29 protein-coding genes are annotated in these 24932 nt (G+C 66.9%); 27 read left to right on the top strand and 2 right to left on the bottom strand.

The genetic code is table 11. The features are described from left to right. The first annotated feature begins 2 nt into the window (after positions 1–2). From AOP75_RS00960 to AOP75_RS00930, 7 genes are all read left to right on the top strand, one after another. A complete protein-coding gene (locus AOP75_RS00960) occupies positions 3–1094 on the top strand; it encodes an amidohydrolase family protein (protein WP_062076521.1) in 1092 nt (363 codons plus the stop codon). Further along, positions 1091–2443, top strand: coding sequence for a ferredoxin reductase family protein (locus AOP75_RS00955; RefSeq protein ID WP_062076520.1), 1353 nt, complete (start codon positions 1091–1093; stop codon positions 2441–2443). Before AOP75_RS00960 ends, AOP75_RS00955 begins: the two co-directional genes overlap by 4 nt. Positions 2444–2446: 3 nt before the next feature. Further along, complete coding sequence (locus tag AOP75_RS00950) at positions 2447–2923, top strand: FMN-binding protein (protein ID WP_152649898.1); 477 nt, start codon at positions 2447–2449, stop codon at positions 2921–2923. Further along, a complete protein-coding gene (locus tag AOP75_RS00945) occupies positions 2920–3696 on the top strand; it encodes an FAD:protein FMN transferase (protein WP_062076518.1) in 777 nt (258 codons plus the stop codon). The genes AOP75_RS00950 and AOP75_RS00945 overlap by 4 nt, the downstream gene beginning before the upstream one ends. A gap of 66 nt (positions 3697–3762) precedes the next feature. After that, positions 3763–4392: a hypothetical protein gene (locus AOP75_RS00940; RefSeq protein ID WP_062076517.1), complete on the top strand. Its 630-nt coding sequence runs from the start codon at positions 3763–3765 to the stop codon at positions 4390–4392. A 162-nt stretch (positions 4393–4554) separates the two neighbouring features. Continuing rightward, a complete protein-coding gene (gene rpsP / locus AOP75_RS00935; RefSeq protein WP_062076516.1) occupies positions 4555–5037 on the top strand; it encodes a 30S ribosomal protein S16 in 483 nt (160 codons plus the stop codon). A 2-nt stretch (positions 5038–5039) separates the two neighbouring features. Beyond that, complete coding sequence (locus AOP75_RS00930; RefSeq protein WP_062076515.1) at positions 5040–5270, top strand: KH domain-containing protein; 231 nt, start codon at positions 5040–5042, stop codon at positions 5268–5270. Between the two features lie 67 nt (positions 5271–5337). Here the strand turns inward: AOP75_RS00930 and AOP75_RS00925 are convergent, their stop codons facing one another. Next, complete coding sequence (locus tag AOP75_RS00925; RefSeq protein ID WP_062076514.1) at positions 5338–5748, bottom strand: DUF7144 family membrane protein; 411 nt, start codon at positions 5746–5748, stop codon at positions 5338–5340. 100 nt (positions 5749–5848) lie between these two features. Between AOP75_RS00925 and rimM the strand changes: the two genes are divergently transcribed. From rimM to AOP75_RS00855, 14 genes are all read left to right on the top strand, one after another. Beyond that, the gene (gene rimM, locus AOP75_RS00920) at positions 5849–6382 is read left to right on the top strand and encodes a ribosome maturation factor RimM (protein ID WP_062076513.1); all 534 of its coding nucleotides are present in this window, start codon (positions 5849–5851) and stop codon (positions 6380–6382) included. Continuing rightward, positions 6379–7083, top strand: coding sequence for a tRNA (guanosine(37)-N1)-methyltransferase TrmD (gene trmD / locus AOP75_RS00915; protein ID WP_062076512.1), 705 nt, complete (start codon positions 6379–6381; stop codon positions 7081–7083). The genes rimM and trmD overlap by 4 nt, the downstream gene beginning before the upstream one ends. A 133-nt stretch (positions 7084–7216) precedes the next feature. Further along, positions 7217–7564, top strand: a complete 348-nt coding sequence (gene rplS / locus AOP75_RS00910) for a 50S ribosomal protein L19 (protein WP_062076511.1) — start codon at positions 7217–7219, stop codon at positions 7562–7564. Further along, a complete protein-coding gene (gene lepB / locus AOP75_RS00905) occupies positions 7561–8286 on the top strand; it encodes a signal peptidase I (protein WP_083966594.1) in 726 nt (241 codons plus the stop codon). The genes rplS and lepB overlap by 4 nt, the downstream gene beginning before the upstream one ends. Before the next feature lie 3 nt (positions 8287–8289). Continuing rightward, on the top strand, positions 8290–9024 hold the full coding sequence (rnhB, locus tag AOP75_RS00900) for a ribonuclease HII (protein ID WP_062076509.1): 735 nt from the start codon (positions 8290–8292) through the stop codon (positions 9022–9024). A 58-nt stretch (positions 9025–9082) separates the two neighbouring features. Continuing rightward, positions 9083–9406: a DUF2469 domain-containing protein gene (locus tag AOP75_RS00895; protein ID WP_062076508.1), complete on the top strand. Its 324-nt coding sequence runs from the start codon at positions 9083–9085 to the stop codon at positions 9404–9406. Between the two features lie 39 nt (positions 9407–9445). Next, complete coding sequence (locus tag AOP75_RS00890; protein WP_083966593.1) at positions 9446–11131, top strand: MDR family MFS transporter; 1686 nt, start codon at positions 9446–9448, stop codon at positions 11129–11131. Between the two features lie 237 nt (positions 11132–11368). Continuing rightward, positions 11369–11959: an ArsR/SmtB family transcription factor gene (locus AOP75_RS00885; RefSeq protein ID WP_062076507.1), complete on the top strand. Its 591-nt coding sequence runs from the start codon at positions 11369–11371 to the stop codon at positions 11957–11959. Further along, a complete protein-coding gene (locus AOP75_RS00880) occupies positions 11956–13320 on the top strand; it encodes an MFS transporter (RefSeq protein ID WP_062076506.1) in 1365 nt (454 codons plus the stop codon). The genes AOP75_RS00885 and AOP75_RS00880 overlap by 4 nt, the downstream gene beginning before the upstream one ends. 86 nt (positions 13321–13406) lie before the next feature. After that, positions 13407–13763 carry a YraN family protein gene (locus AOP75_RS00875; RefSeq protein ID WP_062076505.1) on the top strand — a complete coding sequence of 119 codons (357 nt, stop codon included), beginning with the start codon at positions 13407–13409 and terminating at the stop codon, positions 13761–13763. After that, on the top strand, positions 13760–15286 hold the full coding sequence (locus tag AOP75_RS00870; RefSeq protein WP_062076504.1) for a YifB family Mg chelatase-like AAA ATPase: 1527 nt from the start codon (positions 13760–13762) through the stop codon (positions 15284–15286). Before AOP75_RS00875 ends, AOP75_RS00870 begins: the two co-directional genes overlap by 4 nt. Further along, positions 15283–16527, top strand: coding sequence for a DNA-processing protein DprA (gene dprA, locus AOP75_RS00865; protein ID WP_062076503.1), 1245 nt, complete (start codon positions 15283–15285; stop codon positions 16525–16527). The genes AOP75_RS00870 and dprA overlap by 4 nt, the downstream gene beginning before the upstream one ends. 103 nt (positions 16528–16630) lie before the next feature. Next, a complete protein-coding gene (locus AOP75_RS00860; protein WP_062076502.1) occupies positions 16631–17581 on the top strand; it encodes a tyrosine recombinase XerC in 951 nt (316 codons plus the stop codon). 9 nt (positions 17582–17590) lie between these two features. After that, entirely contained in the window at positions 17591–18448 is an 858-nt protein-coding gene (locus AOP75_RS00855; protein ID WP_062076501.1) for a FliA/WhiG family RNA polymerase sigma factor, read from the top strand. 20 nt (positions 18449–18468) lie between these two features. Here AOP75_RS00855 and AOP75_RS00850 read toward each other — a convergent pair whose 3' ends face one another. Next, positions 18469–19053, bottom strand: a complete 585-nt coding sequence (locus AOP75_RS00850) for a M23 family metallopeptidase (protein WP_062076500.1) — start codon at positions 19051–19053, stop codon at positions 18469–18471. 389 nt (positions 19054–19442) lie between these two features. Here AOP75_RS00850 and rpsB point away from each other — a divergent pair, with 389 nt between their 5' ends. Genes rpsB through rlmN form a run of 6 tightly spaced genes read left to right on the top strand, consistent with a single transcriptional unit; the run spans position 19443 to position 24929 of the window. Next, positions 19443–20414 carry a 30S ribosomal protein S2 gene (gene rpsB / locus AOP75_RS00845; RefSeq protein ID WP_062076499.1) on the top strand — a complete coding sequence of 324 codons (972 nt, stop codon included), beginning with the start codon at positions 19443–19445 and terminating at the stop codon, positions 20412–20414. An 11-nt stretch (positions 20415–20425) separates the two neighbouring features. Continuing rightward, positions 20426–21265 (top strand): translation elongation factor Ts, encoded by an 840-nt coding sequence (gene tsf / locus AOP75_RS00840; RefSeq protein WP_062076498.1) that lies wholly within the window; start codon positions 20426–20428, stop codon positions 21263–21265. 54 nt (positions 21266–21319) lie between these two features. After that, the gene (gene pyrH / locus AOP75_RS00835) at positions 21320–22069 is read left to right on the top strand and encodes a UMP kinase (protein WP_236683050.1); all 750 of its coding nucleotides are present in this window, start codon (positions 21320–21322) and stop codon (positions 22067–22069) included. Between the two features lie 32 nt (positions 22070–22101). Next, positions 22102–22659 (top strand): ribosome recycling factor, encoded by a 558-nt coding sequence (frr, locus tag AOP75_RS00830; protein WP_062076497.1) that lies wholly within the window; start codon positions 22102–22104, stop codon positions 22657–22659. A 30-nt stretch (positions 22660–22689) separates the two neighbouring features. Beyond that, entirely contained in the window at positions 22690–23820 is a 1131-nt protein-coding gene (locus AOP75_RS12465; protein WP_062076496.1) for a phosphatidate cytidylyltransferase, read from the top strand. Next, positions 23817–24929, top strand: coding sequence for a dual-specificity RNA methyltransferase RlmN (gene rlmN / locus AOP75_RS00820; RefSeq protein WP_062076495.1), 1113 nt, complete (start codon positions 23817–23819; stop codon positions 24927–24929). The genes AOP75_RS12465 and rlmN overlap by 4 nt, the downstream gene beginning before the upstream one ends. Positions 24930–24932: the final 3 nt, after the last annotated feature.

Below are 24932 nucleotides of genomic sequence, written 5' to 3'. Positions count from 1 at the left end.
CCGTGGCGGTCCTGCACCTGACTGGTCCCGTCCTGGTCGATGACGACCGCGTCGAGGACCACGCGTGGGTCGTGGGGGACCGCATCACGTTCGAGCGCCCGCGCCACAGCGGCAATGTCACGACCGTGCCCGGCACCGTGGTGCCAGGACTGGTGGACATGCACTGCCATGTGGGCCTCGACTCCGGCGGCGCGACCGATCCCGACCTGGCGGTGAAACAGGCGACCGTGGATCGCGACGCCGGCACACTGCTGATTCGCGATGCCGGGAGCCCGCTCGACACCTCCTTTGTCCACGCGCGCGACGACCTCCCGCGCCTCATCCGCGCTGCGCGATTCATCGCCAGGCCCAAGCGTTACCTGCGCCACTACGCCCGCGAGATTGAGCCAGCAGACCTGCCGGACGTGGCGGAAGATGAGGCTCGCAAGGGCGACGGCTGGGTCAAGCTCATCGCCGACTGGATCGACCGCGACGAAGGCGACCTCACCCCGTTGTGGACGCCCGAGCTGCTGAGGGCCGCGATGGCGCGCGTGCACGCCGCTGGCGCGCGGGCGACCGCGCACACGTTCTCGACTGAGGCCGTGGGGCCGCTGCTGGAGGCTGGCATCGACTGCCTCGAGCACGGTACCGGCATGACGGCGGAGCATATGGCGCAGGCGGCCGCGCAAGGCGTGCCGGTGGTGCCGACCCTCTTGCAGGTCGACAACTTCGTTGGCTTTGCCGACGCGGGCGCGGCGAAGTTTCCCCGATACGCCGCGCGCATGCGGCGCATGCACGAGCGCCGCTACGACCACGTGCGCGACCTCTACGAAGCGGGGGTGACGCTCTTGGTGGGGACCGATGCCGGGGGCACCTTGGGACACGGCCTGCTGCCCCAGGAGGCGACTCAGATGGCGCGTGCGATCCCGGCGCCCGAGGTCGTGGCCGGCGCCTCGTGGCGCGCGCGCCGCTTCCTGGGCGCCGACACCCTGACCGAAGGCGCGAGCGCTGACCTGGTTGTCTATCCCCGTGACCCGCGAGCCGACATCGGAGTGCTGCACGAGCCAACCGCTGTGGTGTTGCGTGGCGCCCGGGTGGCGGGCGGTGCGGGATGACGGTGGTTCAGGAGCGTCGCCGGTCCGCCGCGCGCCGTCGTTGGTGGGTCGACGGCCTCGAGGCGTCAGTGTGGCTGGTGGCCGCGACGGGCATCGCCCTCATGATCGCTTCCGGGGGCGTCTCCTATGCCAGCAGCGCCCCTGACTGGTGGTACGCGTGCGGCCGCGCCTTTGGCATTGTGGCGGCCGTGCTCATGATGGCCCAGGTACTGCTTGCCTCGCGCGCGCCGTGGGTGGAACGCGCCATGGGCCACGACCGCGCGATCGCCACGCACACCAGGCTGGGTAAGTTCGCGATCGTCCTCCTCGTGATTCATCTGGTCATCATGACGACGGTGACGGCCACCTATGACGGGCGTGGCGTGGTGCAGCAGGTACTCGCATGGCCCGACTACGGCTGGTGGATGCTGGCGGCGTTGGTGGCCGCGACCGCGTTCGTGGTCGTGCTGGTGACGTCACTCACGGCGGTGCGCCTGCGATTGCCCTACGAGCGCTGGCACGGCGTCCACCTCGCGGTGTACATCGGGGTCGCTTTGGCGGTGCCCCACCAGTTCCTCGAAGGCTCGACGTTCCGCTCCGGCGGACTGGCCTGGTGGTTCTGGGCAGTGCTGTGGATGGTGTCGATCGGTTCCTTTGTGGTGTTCCGGCTCCTGCGGCCGTTGCTGCTGCACACGCGTCACCGCCTCGAGGTCGAGTCAGTCACGCCGCACCCGGACGGATCCACCACCGTCACGATCCACGGCCGCAACCTCGCGCGGCTGCGAGCGCGCGGCGGGCAGTTCTTCCTATGGCGCTTCCTCGCACCTGGCCTGACATGGCAAGCGCACCCGTACTCGATTTCCGCCGCTGCGGGCGAGCGCCTGCGCATCACCGCCAAGGCGTCGGGGGACGGTTCGGCCGCGCTCAGGCATGTCTCTCCTGGCACGCGAGTCATGGTCGAGGGCCCGCTGGGGATCTTCACGCACGCTCACCGCACCCGCGAGTCATTGCTGCTCGTTGCGGCCGGAATCGGCATCACGCCCGTGCGGGCCATGCTTGAGGAAGCTGCGCCGGGGGAGGACATCACGGTCGTTGTCCGCGCGCGGTCCCGCGATGAGGCGCCCCTGCTCGACGAGGTCGAGGCGCTCGCGGCTGAACGCGACGTGGCCCTGCACGTGATTGTTGGCCCTCGCGGAGACACCTGGGGCTCGCGCGCGCACCCAGCCTCGATCACCGACTTTGCGCCTCACCCTGGCGAGACCGACGTGTACATTTGCGGACCGCGCGCGTGGGCGCGCGAGGTGGAGGCCGATGCTGCCGCGGCCGGGGTCGCCTCCGATGCCATCCACCGCGAAGAGTTTGGTTGGTGACGCATGAGACTCACGAGGCAGGTATGGGTGGGTGGCGCCTGCGTCGCCATCGTCGCGGGCGGCGTTGCCGCGGCTCCCGACGGAGGCGATGACGCTGACGGTGGCGCCACTGCCGCTGGCAGCAGTGGTGAGGGGAATCAGGAAGGTGGGGGCACCTCCCAGGCATCGCCGTCGCCCAGCGGTGCGGATGCCGCATCGGGTGTGAGCGGCACCTTCGACGGGCCCGTCGTGACGAACATTCGCGGCGACTACCAAGTCCGGCTCACCTTTGACAACGGCGTCCTCACGGCCGTCGACTATCCGGTCGCCGGAACGGATGCAGCGGAGTCCCGGCGCATCAACCAACAGGCCCTCCCGGAATTGACCGAGGAGTTCCTGGAAGAACAGACGTGGGACGTCGAGTACGTCTCGGGCGCGAGCTACACGTCGCCGGCCATGGTGGAGTCGGCTGAGGCGGCGTTCGAGGATGCGGGCCTGTGACCGTCACCCATACGACGACCGCGATGGCGATGGACTTCACGCTGACCGTCGTGGGCGACGTCTCACCGGATGCGATCGACCTTGTCGCACCGCACCTCGCTGCGGACCTCGCCTGGGTGGATGAGGTGTTCTCGACGTACCGGGCGGACTCGTGGGTGTCACGCCTCAGTTCGGGCACGGCCACCGTCGCCGATGCTCCGCCCGCGGTGGCGGAGGTGCTCGACCTGTGCGAGCGCTTCCGCGACGAGACCGGGGGGTGGTTCGACGCACGAACGCCCACGGGTGGCCTCGACCCGACTGGCATCGTCAAGACGTGGGCGATGGAACGCAGTCGGTGGCGCCTGGGTCTCCTGGGCGGTTCCGGGTGGTCTTACGCATGCGCTGGCGACATCACTGTCGCTGGCGCGGCGCCCACCGACGCAGGATGGCGGATTGGAATCGCGGATCCGCGTGACCCGCCGGGGCCACGCGCTCGGAGCGTGAGCGCTGTGACGCTCGGCGGCGGAAAGCGGGCGGCGACCTGCTTGGCGACCTCGGGCCGCTCAGGAGCGCCCGGACATATCTGGGCGCCCCGCCGGTCGCGTGGGCCCGAGGTTGCGCAGGCAAGCGTGCGAGGCTCCGATCTGGTGCAGTGCGACGCGTGGGCCACCGCCATTGTCGCTGGCGGACTCGAGGTGGCTCAACGCGCACCCGAGTTCGGCATGGAAGTCATGGCCCTGCGCATCGTAGGGGAGCGGGTCAAGTCATTTTCAACTCCGAGATGGTCGGTTTAGCAGGCAAGATGCGCGCCCGGTGTGGTCTGCGCTAGGTTTTTTCACAGTCAAGCCTGAGGGAGTGCGATGGCATCGCGAACACTCCGTCGAGGGATTGTCGTCGCGTTGGCGGCCATCTTCTCGACCTCGTGCACGGTCCAACCGAGCGCGGATATCGCCGCGGCACCGGGTGTGCACGCTGACCGCGACAACGTCGTGTCAGCCACGCCCGCCGCGCGCGACGTCACCCGGCTGTCCGTGCATTCCCTCGCGCGGCTCAGCGGACCCGCTAACGCCGACGGCTCGCTCGGATCGGGGTGCGCCGCAGAAGAATCCACCACGCTGCCGGACGGCTCGTGGTTTGCATACATTGGTGGCGCGGACGCTAAGGCCCACACAATCACCGCGGATGCCGCCTGCGTCTTTGGCGTTGACTCCGATCAATGGCAGGCGTACGCCGCGGGGCTCGAAGAGGGCGAGGCGGCCCAAGGCGCTGTCGTGTCGAACGATGTATCGCTCGACGTTGACATCGCCGTCGACCCGGACGTCAGGCTGTACCTCGAGTCGCATGACTGGGAACCAGTCACCTCCGCGCAGGTGGGAAGCGAAGGCCCCGCGACCGTGTCGGACCATCAGCGCGCTGGAATGTGGCTGGTCGTCGCGGACGGCGTTGTCACTGCTGTCGTGCAGCCGGACTTCGGCGGAGACCACGAGTAGGCCGCGACGGTTTCGCGGCAGGCGCTTGATCTGGCACAATAGTGCGTTGGCTGGTGTGGCCCTCTATCCTCACCTGCCTTTCGTCTTGCCAGTTCCGCGCCCTTGTGTTTTCCCCTCGAGGTCGATGAACCGGCTCACACCGAAAACACAAGGAGAACAGCCATGGCTGTCAAGATTCGTCTGAAGCGCTTCGGCAAGAAGAAGGCGCCCTTCTACCGCGTCATCGTCATCGACAGTCGCGCTAAGCGTGACGGTCGCGCGATCGAAGAGATCGGCAAGTACCACCCGCTGTCCAACCCCTCGTTCGTCGAGATCGACTCCGAGCGCGCGCAGTACTGGCTTTCCGTGGGCGCGCAGCCCTCGGACCAGGTTCGCAAGCTGCTCGAACTGACCGGCGACTGGGGCACCTTCAAGGGTGACAAGGACGCGAAGTCCACCCTGGAGACCCCCGCAGGCAAGCTCAGCCCCGAGGACCAGATCAAGGCCACCGCTGACGCCGCCGAGAAGCTCAAGGCTGAGAAGGCCGCAGAGGCGGAGAAGGCCAAGAAGGAGGCCGAGGCGGCTGCTAAGGCTGAGGCCGACGCCGCTGAGGCTGCCGACGAGGCTCCCGCGGCCGACGACGCCGCTGAGGCTGAGGAGAAGTAACCGTGGTCGTCGACGTCGTGGAGTACCTGGTGCGTAGCATCGTCCGTCACCCGGACGACGTCACGGTGTCCGAGCGCTCCGGTCGTCGCGGCACCACCGTCAACGTGGTGGTGCACCCCGAGGACCTCCCGCGCGTGATTGGCCGACGCGGCCGCACCGCCACCTCGCTGCGGACCGTCGTCGACGCCATCGCGCGTGACGACGTTCGCGTCAACATTGTGGACGTGGCCTAGCAGCCACTGCCTGACATACGAAACCCCCGGTGCCGCCTGGCGCCGGGGGTTTCGTCGTTGGTGGCTCCTATGCGCCGAGGAACCAGCGCGATGACGCGCGATTGTTCAGCAGAACCAGAATCAGCGCAGCCCACGCGATCGATACGACCGCCTGCCACAGGGGGTAGCCGGTCAGCAGGAGTAGCCCCAGCACGTCCGCGATGATCCGCAGCGTCATCACCGCATTGACGATGAACCGGGCGAGCCGCGACCCGCGCCCCAGTCCAATCGCCGTCAGGAGCGTGATGAGGCCCATGACAAGAATGGTCCACCCGTAGATTTGCGCCTCGCCCGCATCGACATCGACGTCGCCCACAAAGGCGCTGTCATTAGACATCCACAGCCACAGGCCTCCGGAAATCAGCATCATGATGGCGTAGATCCATACGAGGACGACGACGAAGGTCACCGATCCTGGCCTGGAGGTGGGATTCGACATGCCTGCTCCTTCGTGTCACGCCACGCTTGGTATCGCTCAATGTAGCGAGGCCCGCTCTCCCTGTCCTGGGGAACGCTCGCCGGGGCTCTACGCTGGACCCATGAAGTTGACTGTTGCCCGCATCGGCCGTGCCCACGGGCTCAAGGGTGAGGTCACCGTTGAGGTGCGCACCGACATCCCGGAAGAGCGACTCGTGCCGGGAGAGGCCTACGAGACGGAGCCCGCTACCGCAGGCCCGCTCACCATCGCCCACGTGCGCACGCAAGCCGGGCGTTGGTACCTGCGCTTCGACGAGATTTCCACCCGCGAGCAGGCCGACGCCGCCCGCGGGACGGAGCTCGTCATCGACGGGGATGAGTCGGATGAGGACGACGCTTGGTATGTGCATGAGCTGGTGGGACTCACGGTGGAACGTCCGTCAGGGGAGCGCGTGGGCGAGGTCGTGGACCTCCTCAGCATGCCCGCGCAGGACCTGCTGGTCGTCACACAGCCGAGCGGACGGCGGGCCATGATTCCCTTCGTCGACGAGTTCGTCGTCGAGGTCGACCTCGAGACACAGCGGGTCGTCGTCACCCCTCCCTATGGACTCCTCGACGGTGAGTCGCCGGAGGAAACGGGGGAGACGCGCGCATGAGGATTGACGTCCTCTCGATCTTCCCCGAGTTTTTCTCCGTCCTTGACCTGTCGCTCTTGGGAAAGGCGCGCGCGAAGGAGCTGGTGGACACGCGCGTGCACGACCTACGCGACTGGACCAGTGACGTGCACGGCACGGTCGACGACGCTCCATTTGGCGGCGGCGCTGGGATGGTGATGAAGGCCGATGTCTGGGGTGCGGCCCTGGACGACGTCATGCAGGAGGGGGCTCACCTGGTGCTACCCACCCCGGCGGGCCGCCCGTTCACGCAGGCGATGGCCGCCGAGCTCGCTCACGAGCCCCAACTCGTTTTCGCTTGCGGCCGTTACGAGGGGATCGATGCGCGCGTACCGGAGCATTACGCGAGCGCTGGGTTCCGTGTGAGCGAAGTGTCGCTGGGCGACTACGTGCTGAACGGGGGAGAGGTCGCGGTGGTCGCGATGATCGAGGCCATCACCCGGCTGATCCCAGGCTTCATGGGCAACGCGCAGTCGATCGTGGAGGAATCGCACTCCGACGGGCTGCTCGAGTACCCCAGCTATACCCGCCCGGCACAGTGGCGCGGACTCGAGGTTCCTGACGTCTTGCTGAGCGGTCACCACGGCAAGATCGCCCAGTGGCGCCACGAGCAGCAGCTCGCGAGGACGCGCGAACGTCGACCGGATTTGCTCGGTGACGGCGACGCGGATGTGGCACAATAGATCTTCGGTGCGAGCGGGGCTGACGGCCTGCCACAGGGGGTTCCAGCACATCCCGCTTCGACGCCATCACTGAACTAGGCCGTAAGGCAGAGTGCGTGCAGGACCTGTGGCGTGTGCGTAGGAGTAAGAAGTCATGCAGAAGCTTGACCACGTAACCGCGGGCCAGGTCCGCGACGACGTCCCCGACTTCCGCCCTGGCGACAACGTCAAGGTGCACGTCAAGGTCGTTGAAGGTAACCGCTCCCGTATCCAGGTGTTCCAGGGCTTTGTCCTGCGTCGCCAGGGCCAGGGAATCGGCGAGACCTTCACCGTCCGCAAGATCTCGTTCGGCGTGGGCGTCGAGCGCACCTTCCCGGTGCACGCTCCCACGATCGACCACATCGAGCTGGTCAGCCGCGGCGATGTCCGCCGCGCCAAGCTGTACTACATGCGCAACCTGCGCGGTAAGGCAGCTCGCATCCGCGAGAAGCGCGAGAACTGATCATCAGCGACGCGTCGCCAGCACCGGCGGAGGGCTCTGCGCCCTCCGCCGGTCGGCGTCTGTGGGGGTTTGTCAAGGAACTCCTCGTCATTGTGCTGTGCGCATTGGCGCTGTCGCTCATCCTCAAGACTTTCTTTTTCCAGTCGTTCTGGATCCCGTCCGCCTCGATGGATCCGACCCTGCAAGAGAACGACCGGATCCTCGTGACCAAGTGGCGCCCCGACCCCCTTGACCTGCGTCGCGGAGACATTGTGGTCTTCAAAGACCCGGGGGGCTGGCTGGCGCCTCCTGACGACGGCGCCGATGACTCGACTTGGGAGCGCGCCGGCAAGAACGTTCTCACCTTCACCGGGCTCTTGCCCGAGGACGCCGGCACCCACCTCGTCAAGCGGGTGGTGGGGCTGCCAGGCGAGACCGTGGTCTGCTGCGACGCAGACGGCAACATCACCGTCGACGGCGAGCCTTTGGATGAGCCGTACCTTCCCGAGGGCACTGCGCCGTCCTTGACGGACTTCACGGCGACGGTGCCGGACGGCTACATCTGGGTCATGGGCGACAATCGCCCCAACAGCGCTGACTCTCGAGCGCACATGGGCAATCCCGGCGGCGGGGCGGTGCCGATCGATTCGATCGTGGGAACGGCATTCGCAACGGTGTGGCCCTTGCAGCACTTCCACGGCATCGGCAACCCCTACGAGGACCCCGACGTCGTCGCCGACTAGCCCATGGCTGTCTCCCTTGAGCACGAGCGCGTCCTGTGGGATGCGGGCGCCCGCGTCGTTGCAGGCATCGACGAGGTAGGCCGCGGCGCGCTCGCTGGCCCCGTCACAGTCGGCGTATGCGCAGTCGCGCCGTGCCACACGTGGCCGGCTGGCCTCGCAGACTCGAAGCGACTGAGCGCTGCCAAGCGCGAAGACATGCTTCTCGCTCTCGCCCAACACGACGGCACTGGCTTTGGGCTCGCGCGCGCGGTAGGCCACGCGAGCCCGGCAGAAATCGACGCGCACGGGATCGTCGCCGCACTTCGCATTGCCGGCCACCGGGCACTCGCCCAGATCGCAGGCGCTGGCGTCGTTGTGGATGCCATCGTGCTCGACGGCAAGCACGACTGGCTCACCCCTCCTCCCGTCGACCTCTTTGATGCGGCGCAATCCGCCAGTGACCGTGAGCCGGAGTACGAAGCGCACGCCGAGGCATCGGCCCTCATCTCACGCGTGCCGCCGCCGGTGACGATGGTGATCAAGGGTGATGATCTGTGCGCGTCCATCGCGGCCGGGTCCATCCTTGCCAAGGTTGAGCGCGACGCGATCATGGTGGCGGCGCACGAGGCGCACCCGCACTATCAATGGTCAGGCAACAAGGGCTACGGCGCCGCCGCCCACCTGGACGCCATCCGCGATCGAGGCCCCACCGATTTCCACCGGCGCAGCTGGTCTCTTCCGGCGCCGCACGGAGACTGACCCCGCTGTCGCGGCGCGCCATCGGGCGCAATGCGTGGCCGCCCGCCAAGATGGTGGGGTGAGCAGTGACGACCTCGAAAACTACGAGACCGCGGCCGAACTGGCCCTCTACCGCGAATACCGCGACATCGTGGGGCTGTTTCAGTACGTGGTCGAGACCGAACGACGCTTCTACCTGTGCAACAAGGTGGACCTCAACGTGCGGTCAGCCGGCACCGACGTCTACTTCGAGGTCAATATGACCGACGCCTGGGTGTGGGACGTGTACCGGTCAGCGCGCCTGGTCAAGACGGTGCGGGTCGTCACATTCAAGGACGTCAATATCGAGGAGCTGGCACAAGATGACGCCATGCCTGACATTCGGGTGATCCGCGGACGCTAACCCGCGCGCGATGCGGGCCCGCTGGCTAGTGTGGCGACTATGACGACAGCGCCCGCGAAGCCCCGGACCGGCATTCTCCCGATGTTCGTCGGGCTGATGACAGCCATGCTGCTGTCTGCGCTCGACCAGACCATGTTCGCCACGGCGCTGCCCACCATTGTGGGAGATCTCGGTGGCGTGGACCTGATGCTGTGGGTCACGACGGCCTACATCCTCGCGGCGACGATCATGATGCCGCTCTACGGAAAGTTCGGCGATCTCATTGGCCGCAAGGGCCTGCTGATTGGCGCCATCGCGGTGTTCATCGCAGGCTCCGTGGTGGGCGCGCTCGCCTCAGACATGCCTGAGCTCATCATCGGCCGCGCCATCCAAGGCATCGGAGGTGGCGGCCTGATGGTCCTGTCGCAGGCGATCATCGCGGACGTCATTCCCGCGCGCGAACGCGGCCGCTACATGGGCGTGTTGGGCTCGGTCTTCGCGTTCTCATCGGTCGCCGGTCCGCTGTTGGGTGGGTGGTTCACGGAGACCATTGGGTGGCAGTGGTGCTTGTGGATCAACCTGCCCATGGGCGCGCTCGCCATCGGTTCCGTGTTGTTCTTCCTTCACCCGCCCAAGGTCGAGCGCCGCAAGGTCAAGGTGGACGTTGCGGGCATGATGTTGCTGGCGATCGCGACCACGTCGCTCGTGCTCACGACGTCGTGGGGCGGTCACGAGTACGACTGGGTCTCGCCCATGATTATTGGCCTGTGCGCGCTGACGGTGGTGTCGGCAGTGGCCTTCGTCGCAGTCGAGCGTCGCGCGGCCGAACCCGTGCTGCCGCTGGACCTCTTCCGCAAGCGCAACTTTGTGCTCACCACCGCTGCTGGACTGCTCATCGGCGTGGCAATGTTCGGCACGTTGACGTACATGCCCACGTACATGCAGATGGTCACGGGCGTCAACGCGACGGTGGCGGGGCTGCTGCTGGTGCCGATGATGGGCACCATGCTCGTCACGTCGATCATTGCCGGGCGTGCCGTGACACGGACAGGGAAGTACAAGCGATTGCTCATCGCGGGTGCTGGTACCGCAAGCATCGCGCTGTTTCTCATGTCCACGATGGTGTGGGACGAGCCCATTTGGCTCACGTGCTTGTACCTGGCGATCTTGGGTATGGGCCTGGGGATGACGATGCAGAACCTCGTTCTCGTCGTGCAGAACACCTTCCCGCTCAAGGTGGTCGGCACGGCCACATCGTCAAACAACTACTTCCGGCAGATTGGCGCATCGCTCGGCGCGGCTTTTGTGGGGTCGATGTTCACCGCCAATCTCACTGGCCTGTTGGGGGAGCGGCTGCCTGCGGATGCCGTGGAAAGCTCGGGGCAGGACTTCAACTCCATCACTCCGGAGATTGTTGCGGGCCTGCCAGACCCGTACCACGACATCGTCGTGAGCTCGTATAACGATGCGATTGCCCCGGTGCTCGGATGGCTGGCGCCGCTGACCCTCGTGGCGATGGTGCTCCTCATGTTCGTCAAGGAGGTGCCACTACGCACGTCCACTGAGCGTGAGGTGGTGGTGGGTGACAGTGACGGCATGCTCGAGTCGGACTACGGTGCTCCCGTCACGGATGAGGTGCGCGAGGTGATCCTCGAAGACCTCCGCGATGAGGCCCGCGCGTATGCGGATGAGCTCGATCACAAGGTCGAGGAAATCCAGCACCACCACAAGCCTGACTCGCACTAGCCAGCGCCCGTCGCGTCTCCCGCCAGCGCTCGTCGCCCGCCCCACCGTCCGTGCATGTCAGTGCCGGGATCGCGGCGATTTCCGGCACTCACATGCACGCAGCGCCTGGCGGTGGCGGTGGCGTTTAGTTCTCCCCATCGGCCGGCTTTCCCCCTTAGGTGGCGCCGCGCGAGCGCTCGCTCGATTCCGTGCAAAGAAACTATTGCAAAGAAAGCTTTGTAAGCGTACTCTCGCCCCATGAGCACATCGCAACGCCACGTTGACGCCGCCGCACTGAAGGGCCTCGCGCACCCGCTCCGGGTCGAGTTATTCGACGCGCTGATCGCCGCGGGATCCGCCACGGCCAGCCAGCTCGCCGAGCAACTCGGGGAGTCATCGGGCGCGACCAGTTACCACCTCCGCCAACTCGCGCGGCACGGGTACATCGAGGACGACCCGGCTCACGCGGGCGGACGCGAGCGGTGGTGGCGCCCCGTCCCTGGCGGCATGACCATCGCCGCGTCGGACATGGCGGGAGACAGCGCTTCGCAACGCGCGGCGATGCAAGTCGCCCGGCAGTTCGCCGACCAGCGTGCACGCCGAGTCGACGAGTTCTTGCGCCACAGCGAGGCAAACGGCGACTCGCCGTGGGTTGATGCCTCCATGTTCTCGTCAGCGATGGTGGCGCTCACCGTCGAGGAGACCTCGGCGCTGTCGGAGCACCTTGCTGACGCGCTGAGTGCGTTCCTCGAGCCGCTGCGCGAACGGGAGGACCCCCCGAATGCACGTCGCGTCGCGACTCACATCAATGTGTTCCCGGTGGTTGGCGCCGGCCAGGAGGAGTCATGAGCGAGACGGGCCTCGGCCGCAACTTCTCTACGCTCTTTACTGCAGCGATCAGTTCGAACCTCGCGGACGGCATCGGCCGCCTCGCGATCCCCCTCACCGCGGTGGCGTTGACGACGAACCCTATGGCGATTGGACTGCTGACGGCGCTGGTGTACGTTCCGTGGCTGTTCTTCGGTGTCCCCGCCGGCATGCTGGTGGACCGCATGGACCGCCGCCATGCGATGGCGCTCGCGAACGTGGTGCGCATGGTGACGGCGGCGGGCGTAGCGGTGTCGATCGCGACTGGAACCGTGTCGATCGCGGTCCTGGCCCTCGCCACGGTGGTGCTGGGGCTGGGCGAGACACTGTTCGACAACGCCACGAATGCGATGGTGCCATCCGTGGTGCGACGGCCGCAGCTGGGTAGTGCGAATGGACGCATTCAGGCCGCTCAGGTCGGCGTGGACATGTTCGTGGCGACGCCGGTGAGCGGTCTTCTGTACGCCGTGGCGGTGGCACTGCCCATGGTCGTCTCGTCTGCCGGCTACGTCGTCGCCGTGGTGCTGGTGCTTGTGCTCCCTGTGGCGGTGGCACGCCCGCGGGTTGAGCCGGGTGACAGCGCTGACCCCATCTCGTTGCGAGAGGCAATGCGGTTCCTATGGAATCACCGCTACTTACGGGCAATCACGATCGTCACCAGCGCGGTGGGAGCCTGCATCGCGCTCGCGCAGTCGGTCACCATCTTGCTGTTTGTCGAACAGTTTGGCGTGCCAGATGCGGCAATGGGGTTTGTCACCGCCGGCATTGGCGTGGGTGGGCTTACTGGCGCGCTGACGGCGGGACGGGTCATGCGGCGCTGGGGTTACGGGCGCACGCTGGTGGCGGGCTCGCTGCTGGGGGCTGTGGGTTTGATCGTGGTGGGGCTTGCTCCTTATCTGTGGCTGGCCATGGTCGGCTACGCCATCAGCGCGTACGGCATCTCGAGCTGGAACGTTCCGTGGGCGACGCTGCGTCAGGTGTTGACGCCGGACCGCATTATGGGTCGCGTGATCGGTGCGATTCGCACCGTGACCTGGTCAATGATGCCGGTGGCGACGTTGGTGGGTGCGTGGTCCGCCAAGGCCGGCCTCCAGGTGCCGTTCATTGTGGGGGGCGTCGGGGCCCTCGTCGTCACGGTGGGTGCGGCGACGCTCTTGCTGCGGGCCGATGCCCAGGTCGAGGGGGCAACGGCCGCTGAGGCGGCAGCGGCGGCCGTGCGACAGGCGGGCTTGGCTGATGACGCGGGAGAGGCCGAAGACGGTGGTCCGCGAGAGACGGCGGCAGGAGCGGGTGCCGGGCCCGCCGAAGACGCGCCCAAAGAGCCGAGCCCCGTCCCCAGGTAGGCCCCGCACCACGGCTGTCCACCAACTAGTGTGCACGGCTGGCAGGCCCCTGCACCGCGCGTCCACTCTCGACGTGGAGGTGAACGGTGACAACAGCGCAGCAAGTGGGGCGGATCGGCGAAGATGCCGCCTACGAGTGGATGGTCGATCGGGGCTGGCGGGTGCTCGCTCGCAACTGGCGGTGTGAGCACGGAGAGATTGATCTGGTGGGGGTCGAGGATGACACCCTCGTCATTGCTGAGGTCAAGGCACGCAGATCCGGCGCGACGGGTCTGCCCCAGGAGGCGGTGACGCCACGCAAGTTGGCGCGTCTTCGCAGGCTTGCTGGCGCGTGGCTGGGCGCGAGCGGTCGCCATTGGTCCCAGGTGCGCATCGATGTGTTCGCTGTGCGGGTGGGGCCTGACGCATCGGTCAATGTGGAGCACCTGCGGGGCGTCGAATGATTGGACGCACAAGGTCTGTCGTGCTGACCGGTGTGGCGGGGCATGTCATCGAGGTGGAGGCGCACGTCGCGTCAGGACTGCCGTCGTTGACCATCGTCGGCTTGCCCGACGCCGCACTGTCGGAGGCGCGCGATCGGGTGAGAGCGGCGTGCGGATCGACGGGATTGACGTGGCCCGCTCGTCGGGTCACGGTAAATCTCACACCGGCCACCCTGCCTAAGTCGGGAGCAGGCACAGACCTCGCTCTCGCTCTGGCGGTGTTGGCCGCTGCGGGAGACGTCGATGCCTCTCAGGTTGCCAGCGCCGTGCACATTGGCGAACTCGGACTGGACGGCCGAGTGCGACCGGTCCGCGGGATCCTCCCTGCGGTCGCCGCAGCGGTCAAGTCCGGGGTGACGCGGATCGTGGTGCCCGAGGCGAACCGTGCGGAGGCCGCGCTGATCCCCGGCGCTCGCGTGACAGGGGTCCGCAGCCTTGCGCACGCGGCGCGGGCGTATGGATGCGCGGATGTGCGCGAGGACCCGGCGATCAGTCAGCGGCGCCCCGTGGCCTCTGCCCATCCGGATGCGGCTATGCGTCCAGGCGCTGATATGGCGGACGTCCGCGGGCAGCCCGAGGCGCGCGCAGCGCTCGAGGTGGCGGCTGCGGGCGGGCACCACCTCTTTATGGTGGGGCCGCCAGGAGCTGGCAAAACGATGCTCGCGACGCGGCTGCCGGGCATCCTCCCCGACCTCAGCGATCGCGATGCTGTCGACGTCACGTCCGTGCATTCACTGGCGGGCACGTTCGACCCCGACGGTGGTCTCATGCGCAGGCCGCCGTTTGAGGCTCCGCATCATTCGGCCTCGGCAGCGGCCATCGTCGGTGGAGGGAGCGCCTGGGCGCGTCCTGGAGCAATCTCACGCGCACACGGTGGCGTGTTGTTTCTCGACGAGGCACCCGAGTTTGCGACCCGAGTGCTGCAAACCCTGCGCCAGCCTCTCGAGCACGGCGAGGTGGTGCTCCACCGTGCGCTCGGAGCGTCACGGTACCCCGCGCGCTTTCAACTTGTCTTGGCGGCGAACCCGTGTCCGTGCGGCAAGTACTTCGGATCCGGGTCCGAGTGTGGCTGTGCGCCGGTGGCGCGACGAAGGTACTTCGGACGTTTGTCGGGCCCACTCCTGGACCGGATCGATCTCCAAGTGGAGGTGCGCCCAGTGCGCCGAGGCTTCGACGAGGCCGGCGAGAGCAGTGCAGACGTCGCCGCACGCGTGGCACAGGCCCGCGCCGTCGCGACGAGCCGGCTCAGCGAGTGGGGGTGGTCCGTGAACGCGCAAGCCTCCGGGACGTGGCTCCGTGACCACACGCCCGCGAGTGCGACGCGTGACATGATGCAGGCGCTCGACCAGGGTCTGCTCACTGCGCGCGGTGCGGATCGCACCCTGCGGGTGGCGTGGACCCTCGCTGACCTCGCGGGTGAGCCAGCGCCGACCGCCGCCCTCGTGGCGACGGCGATGGCACTACGGACGCGGGTGGCGGCGTGACCGGGGAGGGAGCAGGTGACCGGCGCTCTGCGGAGGTGGCGCAGGAGCTCGAGCCCGGAGAGGGCGACGCTTTGGTGGCGTGGTCTGCGCTGGCGGAACCGGGGGACCGCATCGCTCAGTGGCTCGTGGGGACTGTCGGTGCCAAGGAGGCGCTTCAGTGGTGGAAGGAGTCGGTCCAGTCGAATGGGCGTGTGGCGCTCCCCGCCAGCGTGGAGCCGCGGGACAGGGAGCGGATAGAGCGCGCCGTGGAACGCTGGGAGGCGCGCAGGGAACGGAGCGAACCCGGCCGGCTTCGTGAACAGGCATCCGCCTGTGGCGCCCGGGTCATTGAGAGGGGAGCGCCTGGCTGGCCCCGAGCGCTCGCGGACCTGGGTCAGCAGCAGCCGTATGTGCTGTGGGTGCGAGGTGACGCGGATCTGAAGGCGTCCTTTGATGCTGGCGTGGCCGTTGTGGGGGCACGGGCCGCCACTGCATACGGCGAGCACATGACCGCTGAGGTGGCGGCGGGAATCGCCGACGGGCGCCGCGCGGTCATCTCTGGGGGCGCCTACGGCATCGACGCGCGAGCCCATCGGGCCGCGCTCGCGGCGGGCGGAAGGACGGTCGCCGTCCTCGCCGGGGGAGTGGACCGCCTGTACCCGGCGGGCAATGCTGATCTCCTGGCTGCCATTGTCCGCGGCGGTGCCCTCGTGTCCGAGTTTCCGCCAGGGTCGGCCCCGCACCGCTCCCGATTTCTCGAGCGCAACAGGTTGATTGCCACGGCTGCCGCGACGGTCGTCGTTGAAGCCGCTGTCCGCTCCGGGGCGCTGTCCACCGCGCGTCATGCGCTCGACCTGGCGCGGCCCGTTGCTGCCATTCCAGGCCCGGCGACGTCGCCTTCTTCCGCCGGTTGCCACCGGCTCATCCGTGACCAGCAGGCGGTGCTGTGCACGAGTGCGCGAGACGTGCTTGAGCTTGTGGAGCCCATCGAGCAGGTACTCGAACTGGACCTCGGCCTCAACGCCGGGCCCCCGGGCGGTATCGAGTTCGCCCACGCTCATGATCGCAAGGCCTACGACGCGATTGGAGCGCGGGGCAGTGCAGTCGAAGATGTGATGAAGGACGCTGGTCTCACCACTCAAGAGGCCCTGATGTCGTTGGGACGCCTGGAAATGGCTGGAATGGCGAGTCACGCCGGTGGGCTGTGGCGTCGCGCTGCGCCGGCGGGCGCCACGCCATCAATCGCCATCAAACGGCAGTAACAAGCACTAAGCGACCTCTCGGCGCCGTGAAAAGACGATGCAGATGTGACAAATGTGACTCAAGGGGTTGATTTGACAGATGTGACGGTGCCACGATGGCGACATGTCCGGCACCGATGCGCCCCCAGCGAGCGAACTGCTCGCGCAGTTTGAGAGGTACCTGCGCCATCAGCGCGGCCTGTCGAACAACACGGTGCGCGCGTACCAGGGAGATCTCCTCCATCTCGCCCACCACATGGGTATTGACCAGCGTGGCCTTGATGCGGCTGGCCGCGATGTCGATGCAGTACTCGCGGCGGTGACTCTTCCCGACCTGCGTGCGTGGCTTGCCTCGATGGCGAACGCGCGGTTGTCGCGGACTACGCTGGCGCGCCGAGGCGCGGCAGCACGGACTTTTTACGCGTGGGCTGAATCCACCGAGCGGGTCGCTGCAAGCCCGGCGGCTCGCCTCGCCTCTGCCCGCCCCGCGTCGGTACTTCCCGACGTCATGTCCCCAGCGGATATCGATGCGCTTCTCGAGGTGGCTCGCACGCGGTGCGACGACGGCGATCCGCTCCACGTACGGGACTGGGCCAGCGCGGAGTTGCTGTACGCGACGGGCATGCGCGTGGGGGAGTTGTCGAGCGCCAACGTTGACTCCGTTGATCTCGACAACCGCCTCATCCGCGTCATTGGCAAGGGCGACAAAGAGCGTGTCGTGCCCTTCGGTGTGCCCGCCGCCCGTGCGCTGGCATTGTGGCTCGACGTCGCCCGCCCGCAGCTGGTGACAACGCACACCGATGCGGCGCTGATGCTCGGCCGGCGCGGTGGGCGCGCCGACCAGCGCCAACTCCGCCAGGTGATCCACGACCTGTGTCACGCCGCCGGTGTCCCGGATGTGGCGCCGCACGCGTTGCGTCACTCCGTTGCCACCCACCTCCTCACGGAGGGATCAGATTTGCGATCGGTTCAAGAGGTCCTGGGTCACGCCAGCCTGACGACCACGCAGCGCTACACCCATGTGTCCGCCGAGCGGCTGAGGGCCGCATACCAACTCGCGCATCCGCGTGCTTGAGGGGAAACGATGACCGAGCTGAGGGAAACCACGACCGTCGAGGCATTCGGCGAAGACCACGCCGCAGTTGCGACGGCCGCGCGACCTGTCGCCCCTCCGGGGCCGCCCGCTCCTGCGCTCACCGACTCGTGGGCGTTGATGCGCGACGGCGACGTGACGGAACGCAAGAACGCGCGTGACGCGATCATCACTCATTACTCGCCTCTGGTGAATCAGGTTGCTTCCCGGATGATTGTGCGGCTGCCAGAGACCGTCGAACTTGCGGACTTGGTCTCGTATGGGTTCTTTGGCCTGATCGACGCGGTCGAGAAGTTCGAGGTCGAACGTGGATTCAAATTTGAGACGTACGCGTCGCAGCGCATCCGCGGTGCCATCATCGATGAACTCCGCGCGGCTGACTGGGTTCCCCGATCGGTCCGGGCCAAGGCGCGCACCGTAGAACAGGCCACCCGTGCGCTCGAGCAGACTTTGCTGCGCCCCGTGACCGACGAGGACGTCGCCGCGCAGATCGGTTGGGACGCAAGCGATGTGCGCCACGTTCGCGCGCAGGTCGCGCTGTCGCACATCTCCGCGCTGGACGGAATGGTGTCCGGCGGCGACAGCGGTGCACTCGATGCGACGCATGACCTCACACTGCCGGAGGCATCGTCGCCCGTCGAGGCGCAGGAGACCCGTGCGTTGTTGGCGGCTGCCATCCAGGGCGTGCGGGACCGCGAGCAAGAAGTGCTGCGGCTGTACTACTTCGACAACCTCACGCTCGCCCAAATTGGACAGATCCTGGGCGTGACGGAATCTCGGGTGTCGCAGATTCACTCTGGCGCTGTGAAGAAGCTGCGCGAGTCGCTCCTGCGGACGGGCGCGTTCTAACTGCGGCCGGTCGCCCTACGCTAGCCGACCTCCAAAAGCCGCACCGGGCCATAGCCCTCAAGGACGTCGAGCGGATCGATGTATGTGTCGTCACGTCTCACGCCCCAGTGCACGCATGTCGCGGGTGCGCAGTGGCCACGCTCAGCGGTGACGCGACCAATCTCTGCGCCCCGCGGGACGTGGTCACCCACCGTCACGGTGGCGCGTACGGGCTCGACGGAGGAGGTCAGGCCGTTGGCGTGCCTCACGGAGACCACCGCGCGGTCGACCACTGTGCCCGCAAACGTCACGACACCGTCCGCGGGTGTGCGCACAGGGGCGTCCACGTGGGAGGCGATGTCGATGCCGCGGTGGCCCGGCTGCCACGGTTGATCCGGAACCCGTGCCGGCGCCGTGACGACTAAGGGCTGGATCGGTGAGATGAACCCCTCAGCGGGCACGCCTTCCTCACTCCCAGTCGCGGCCCGCTCCCACACACCGCTAGCCGGTGCGGGCGCGGACGAGCGACCCGGGGCATCGGCCGCCGATGCTGACGCGGCGCCCCACGTAAGGCCGGCGGCGACCACTATCGATGCGATTCCAAAGACGCGCTGTGCACGAGACATAACCCCAGCGCACCACGCACGCGCCTCCGATCGCGAGAGCACTGGATGGCACATGGGGACAGGGCAAGGTCAGGTTGCCTGCTGGGGACGGGAGTGTCACCTGATGTCGCGTCACCGCAGGCAGCACACACGTCGCGTGGTGTGCCCCTCGTCAGTTATCATTGACCCTGCATCCGGTATGCCCGGATGACATCGCGCGCCATTCGCGCTACCCAGGAGAGTTGATCCCCAGGGGAGTGCGCCGGGAACAGCGAGGTCCGAGTCCGCTCGGTGCTGTGAACGCGTTGGCGCTAGGGATGGTTTCCCCACGGAAACCATCGGCAACCGAAACGCGGGTCAACCACCCGCCCAAGCAAGGCACACCGATGGGTGTGCGGATAAGGACAGCCATGGCCGTCGTGACCATGCGCCAGTTGCTGGACTCCGGAGTCCACTTCGGACACCAGACCAGCCGCTGGAACCCCAAGATGAAGCGCTTTATTTTCACCGAGCGCAACGGCATCTACATCATTGACCTTCAGCAGTCGCTGGGCAAGATCGACGCCGCCTACTCCTTCGTGCGCGACACCGTTGCCCACGGTGGCACCGTGCTGTTTGTCGGCACCAAGCGCCAGGCTCAGGAGCCCATCGCCACCGAAGCCGCTCGCGTGGGCATGCCCTACGTGAACGAGCGCTGGTTGGGCGGAATGCTCACCAACTTCCAGACGGTCTCCAAGCGCATTTCGCGTCTCAAGGAGCTTGAGGAGATCGACTTCGACGACGTCGCCGGTTCGGGACGCACCAAGAAGGAACTCCTCATGATGCGTCGTGAGAAGGACAAGCTGAGCAAGGTCCTGAGCGGTATCCGCGACATGGGCAAGGTCCCCTCCGTGGTGTGGGTTGTCGACACCAACAAGGAGCACCTGGCCGTGGACGAGGCCCGCAAGCTGGGCGTTCCCGTCGTCGGCATCCTCGACTCCAACTGCGACCCCGATGAGGTCACCTACGGCATCCCCGGCAACGACGACGCGATCCGTTCCGTGTCGCTGTTGACCCGCGTGATCGCTGACGCGTGCGCTGAGGGTCTCAAGATCCGCCACACCCCCAAGGGTGACGAGGCCGCCGCTGAGGGCGAGACCGAGCCGCTGGCTGAGTGGGAGTCCGAGCTGCTCGAGGGCAAGAACGAGGACGCTCCTGCCGCTGAGGCCAAGGCTGACGACGCTCCCGCTGCTGAGGCGAAGGACGAGGCCAAGGCTGACGAGGCACCTGCCAAGAAGGCTCCGGCGAAGAAGGCTCCCGCCAAGAAGCCGGCTGCCAAGAAGGCTGAGAAGACCGACGAGCCCGAGGCCGCTGAGGCCGAGGCCGCTACCGACGAGAAGTAAGGAACGCTTTCATGGCGAACTACACCGTTGCCGACATCCAGGCACTGCGTGAGCGCACTGGCGCTGGCATGCTCGACGTCAAGAAGGCACTCGACGAGGCAGACGGCGACCTGGACAAGGCCGTCGACATTCTCCGCGTCAAGGGCCTGAAGGGCGTCGCTAAGCGCGAGGGCCGTTCGGCGTCTGAGGGCCTCGTTGTCGCGTCGATCGCCGACGTGGACGGCGGCCAGGTCGGCACGCTGATCGAGCTCAACTCCGAGACGGACTTTGTCGCGAAGAACGACAAGTTCATCACCCTCGCTAACGACGTGCTCGCCGCTGTTGCGGCGGCAGGTGCCGCTGACGCTGAAGCCGCGCTGGAGGCCTCGATCGAGGACACCACCGTGGGCGCGTACATCGACGCTGCTGCCGGCACGCTGGGTGAGAAGGTCGTGCTGCGTCGCGTGGCGCGCGTCGAGGCACCCGTGGTGACCGAGTACCTGCACCGCACCAACAAGGACCTCCCCGCACAGGTGGGCGTCCTGGTCGGTTCGGACGCGAAGGCCGGTGAGGTTGCTCGCGACATCGCGATGCACATCGCTGCCTACTCGCCCACCTACTTGGTTCGCGAGGACGTTCCGGCGGAGACCGTCGAGAACGAGCGCCGCGTGGCCGAGGAGACCGCGAAGGGTGAGGGTAAGCCTGAGGCTGCCCTGCCCAAGATCGTGGAGGGCCGCCTGAACGGCTTCTTCAAGGAGAACACCCTGGTGGACCAGGCGTTCGCGAAGGACCCCAAGACCACGGTCGGCAAGGTCATCGAGAGCACGGGCGGCGCGGTGACCACGTTCGCTCGCTTCCGTGTGGGAGCCTGACCCACACCCATCATTCAGCATTAGTAACGCGCCGCTACGCCAAGGAGGAACTCCATGCCCGACGACAGTGACATGACGACGGGCGAGGAGAATTCTCCGGCGCAGCGGCGCGTTCTGCTGAAGCTTTCAGGTGAGACCTTCGGCGGTGGGTCCGTCGGGCTCGACGCCGATGTGATTGCGCGTATCGCACGCGAGATCGCGGACGCCGTCAACGAAGGTGTGCAGGTGTGCATCGTGGTGGGCGGCGGAAACTTCTTCCGCGGTGCGGAACTATCGCAGCGCGGCATGGAGCGTGCGCGCGCCGACTACATGGGCATGTTGGGTACCGTCATGAACGCCCTCGCCCTCCAAGACTTCCTTGAGCAGGCAGGCGTGGACACGCGCGTCCAGACCGCGATCACCATGGGCCAGGTCGCTGAGGCCTACATCCCGCGCCGCGCCATGCGCCACCTCGAGAAGGGTCGCGTCGTGATTTTCGGCGCCGGCGCCGGCATGCCGTACTTCTCGACGGACACGGTGTCCGCGCAGCGTGCGCTCGAGACCCGTTGCACGGAAGTCATCATGGGCAAGAACGGTGTGGACGCCGTGTACTCGGCAGACCCACGCGTGGACCCGGACGCCGAGCGTCTGACCCACATCACCTACCGCGAGGCATTGGCGAAGAACCTGCAGGTCATGGACGCTGCCGCCTTCTCGCTGTGCATGGAGAACGAGCTTCCCATGCTGGTGTTCGGGCTCGAGGCGCCCGGCAACGTGACCCGCGCCCTGCTGGGTGAGAGAATCGGCACGCTGGTCACCGCCTAACGCGGCGCTGGCAGACTTTTAAGGAGACGCACGTGATTGACGAGATTCTGCTGGACGCAGAGGAGAACATGGACCGCGCCGTGAATGTCGCGAAGGACAACTTCGCTGGTATTCGTTCCGGCCAGGCCTCGGCCGCGATGTTCGCGAACATCGCGATCGACTACTACGGCGCTCCCACGCCGCTGCAGCAGCTCGCCTCGATTTCCGTGCCTGAGCCGCGCATGGTCCTCATCTCTCCCTATGATGCTTCCGCGAAGAAGGACATTGAAACCGCGCTGCGGAACTCCGACTTGGGTGTCAACCCCTCGGACGACGGCACGGTTCTGCGCATCAATATGCCCCAGCTCACTGAGGAGCGTCGCCGCGACTACGTGAAGTTGGCGAAGTCCAAGGCAGAAGACGCTCGCGTGACGATCCGCAACATGCGCCGCAAGGCCAAGGATCTGATCGACGGCGCCGTGAAGGACGGCGAGGTCGGCGAGGACGAGGGTGCACGCGCGGAGAAGGAGCTCGACGGCCTCACCAAGAAGCACGTTGACGCCGTGGACGCGCTGTTGGCCGCCAAGGAGAGCGAGCTGCTCGAGGTTTGACCTCGTGTACGAGGTCCGGCGGCGCCATTCATGAGCATCTTTCGACGGCGGAAGTCCCCGCATGAGGAGATTCCTGCCTCGTCGCCGACCTCGTTCGTTCCCCAGCATCTGACTGGCACCGGGCTGCCGTCTTTGCACGGGGCCGATGCCGGGGCTGAGCATGCGGCCGGGTCCACCGCGGCCGTCGCGACAGCACCGCATGTTGGTACCGCAGCGGAGGTCCGGCAGGCTCAGGAGCGCGCACGGGCAGAGGCGGACGTCCCCGACGAAGGCGTCGACGGTGACGCAATTGACCCGCGGATTGGGCCTGCGGTGGAAACGCCGGTACCCCAGGTCGCACCCGTTGCCCGCAAGGGTGGGCGCAATATGCCGGTGGCCACCGCCGTCGGCCTGACTATTTTGATCGCGGCGCTGTTCATCGCATGGTGGAGCCCCCTCGCGTTTACTATCGCGCTGACCCTGGTGTGCATGGGTGCGGCGTACGAGTGGAAGACCGCCCTCGCCACGAGCTCGCGCGAGGTGTCGATCATCCCCATCTTGCTGGCCACAGCCGGCATGGGGGTCGCGACGTGGACGGGCGGGCCTGAAGGCCTGGTCGTGGCACTGCTGGTCGGCTGCGCTGGCGTGGTCGCGTGGCGAGTCGTAGACGAGCGGGTCGCGAACACCATGGCCGACTCGATGGCCTCAATCCTCACCTTGATGTGGATCCCCTTCCTCGCCAGTTTCCTCATTTTGATGGAGACTGCTGACCACGGCTGGGCACGGGTGTTGATCCTCGTGATCGCGGTGGTCGGCAACGACACCGGAGGGCTCGCCGCCGGCATCATTGCTGGTAAACATCCCATGGCGCCGCGGGTGAGTCCCAAGAAAACCTGGGAGGGTTTTGCGGGCGGCATCATCCTCGGTACCGTGGCCGCTGCCGTCGCCGCCTGGTTCACGCTTGACCAGCGGTGGTGGATTGGCGCCTGCGTTGGCCTGGCCTGTGCCCTCGCGGGTGTGCTCGGCGACCTGGCCGAGTCCGCGCTCAAGCGCGACATCCAGGTCAAGGACATGAGTGGGCTGATCCCCGGTCACGGTGGGATCATGGACCGACTGGACTCGATCGTCGTGGCCGCCCCCGCAGGCTACGTCGTCTTCGCACTGTTTTTGGGAGCTTCATGACGGACCGACCTTTGCTGCAGATGGCGGCACCCAAGCGTGGCAAGCCGCCGCGCCACTTCGCCGACCTCAGCCGCGAGGAACGCCAAGACGCTGTGCGCGAACTGGGGCAACCCGCGTTCCGCGCCAAGCAGCTGTCGCATCACTACTACACGCACCTGACCAATGACGCTGAGGAGATGACGGATCTCCCGGCCGGCAGCCGCGGAGAGGTCGTCGAAGCGCTCTTCCCGCCACTGCTGTCCCAGGTGACGTCGCTGGTCGCTGACGGTGGCGCCACGCGCAAAACGCTGTGGAGCCTGCACGACAATGTCAAGGTTGAGTCCGTGCTCATGAAGTATCCCGAGCGCGCGACGCTGTGCGTGACGAGCCAGGCCGGGTGCGGGATGGCATGTCCGTTCTGCGCCACCGGCCAGATGGGCCTCACTCGCAACCTGTCTGCCGCGGAGATCATCGAGCAGGTCCGTATGGCGGCCCGCGCCGCTCGCGATGGCGAACTCGGCGGCGAGCCTGTCCGGATGTCGAACGTGGTCTTCATGGGCATGGGCGAGCCGCTGGCGAACTACAAGGCCGTCATGGGCGCGGTGCGCGCGTTGACGACGCCAGCTCCCGAGGGCTTTGGCCTGTCCGCGCGGCACGTCACGGTGTCGACCGTGGGGCTCGTGCCGGCCATCGACAAGCTTGCCAAGGAAGGCATCCCGGTGACGCTGGCGCTCAGCCTTCACGCGCCGGACGACGAGCTGCGCAACGAGCTGGTCCCTATCAACACGCGTTGGTCAGTGGATGAGGCCCTCGACGCCGCCCGTCGCTACTTCGACGCGACCGGTCGCCGCGTGTCGATCGAGTACGCCCTGATCCGCGACATGAACGACCACGCCCACCGCGCGGACCTGTTGGGAGAGAAGCTCAATGCCCGCGGGGAAGGCTGGGTGCATGTGAATCCCATCCCGTTGAACCCGACCCCGGGGTCCATCTGGACGGCCTCGGACCCGGCGGTGGAGCGAGAATTCGTGAACCGCCTGCGTGCTCACGGAATTCCGACCACGATCCGCGATACTCGTGGTAGCGATATTGACGGTGCCTGCGGGCAGCTCGCGATCAAGGAGGCGTGAATC

It is taken from the genome of Demequina globuliformis (genome assembly GCF_000975155.1).
GTDB lineage: Bacteria > Actinomycetota > Actinomycetes > Actinomycetales > Demequinaceae > Demequina > Demequina globuliformis.
The sequence above is the reverse complement of the archived record's forward strand: the minus strand, read 5'-3'. Positions and strand labels throughout refer to the sequence as shown.

Bases quoted from the DNA above. Each gene is read 5' to 3' on its own strand.
- AOP75_RS00940 (WP_062076517.1), top strand. From the start codon at position 3,763: ATGGCATCGCGAACACTCCGTCGAGGGATTGTCGTCGCGTTGGCGGCC.
- AOP75_RS00850 (WP_062076500.1), bottom strand. From the start codon at position 19,053: ATGTCTCGTGCACAGCGCGTCTTTGGAATCGCATCGATAGTGGTCGCC.
- tsf (WP_062076498.1), top strand. From the start codon at position 20,426: ATGGCGAACTACACCGTTGCCGACATCCAGGCACTGCGTGAGCGCACT.
- rlmN (WP_062076495.1), top strand. From the start codon at position 23,817: ATGACGGACCGACCTTTGCTGCAGATGGCGGCACCCAAGCGTGGCAAG.
- AOP75_RS00870 (WP_062076504.1), top strand. From the start codon at position 13,760: ATGATTGGACGCACAAGGTCTGTCGTGCTGACCGGTGTGGCGGGGCAT.
- rimM (WP_062076513.1), top strand. From the start codon at position 5,849: ATGAAGTTGACTGTTGCCCGCATCGGCCGTGCCCACGGGCTCAAGGGT.
- AOP75_RS00855 (WP_062076501.1), top strand. From the start codon at position 17,591: ATGACCGAGCTGAGGGAAACCACGACCGTCGAGGCATTCGGCGAAGAC.
- pyrH (WP_236683050.1), top strand. From the start codon at position 21,320: ATGCCCGACGACAGTGACATGACGACGGGCGAGGAGAATTCTCCGGCG.
- AOP75_RS00950 (WP_152649898.1), top strand. From the start codon at position 2,447: ATGAGACTCACGAGGCAGGTATGGGTGGGTGGCGCCTGCGTCGCCATC.
- rplS (WP_062076511.1), top strand. From the start codon at position 7,217: ATGCAGAAGCTTGACCACGTAACCGCGGGCCAGGTCCGCGACGACGTC.
- rnhB (WP_062076509.1), top strand. From the start codon at position 8,290: ATGGCTGTCTCCCTTGAGCACGAGCGCGTCCTGTGGGATGCGGGCGCC.
- AOP75_RS00880 (WP_062076506.1), top strand. From the start codon at position 11,956: ATGAGCGAGACGGGCCTCGGCCGCAACTTCTCTACGCTCTTTACTGCA.
- AOP75_RS00860 (WP_062076502.1), top strand. From the start codon at position 16,631: ATGTCCGGCACCGATGCGCCCCCAGCGAGCGAACTGCTCGCGCAGTTT.
- trmD (WP_062076512.1), top strand. From the start codon at position 6,379: ATGAGGATTGACGTCCTCTCGATCTTCCCCGAGTTTTTCTCCGTCCTT.
- AOP75_RS00955 (WP_062076520.1), top strand. From the start codon at position 1,091: ATGACGGTGGTTCAGGAGCGTCGCCGGTCCGCCGCGCGCCGTCGTTGG.
- rpsB (WP_062076499.1), top strand. From the start codon at position 19,443: ATGGCCGTCGTGACCATGCGCCAGTTGCTGGACTCCGGAGTCCACTTC.
- AOP75_RS12465 (WP_062076496.1), top strand. From the start codon at position 22,690: ATGAGCATCTTTCGACGGCGGAAGTCCCCGCATGAGGAGATTCCTGCC.
- AOP75_RS00925 (WP_062076514.1), bottom strand. From the start codon at position 5,748: ATGTCGAATCCCACCTCCAGGCCAGGATCGGTGACCTTCGTCGTCGTC.
- rpsP (WP_062076516.1), top strand. From the start codon at position 4,555: ATGGCTGTCAAGATTCGTCTGAAGCGCTTCGGCAAGAAGAAGGCGCCC.
- AOP75_RS00890 (WP_083966593.1), top strand. From the start codon at position 9,446: ATGACGACAGCGCCCGCGAAGCCCCGGACCGGCATTCTCCCGATGTTC.
- AOP75_RS00885 (WP_062076507.1), top strand. From the start codon at position 11,369: ATGAGCACATCGCAACGCCACGTTGACGCCGCCGCACTGAAGGGCCTC.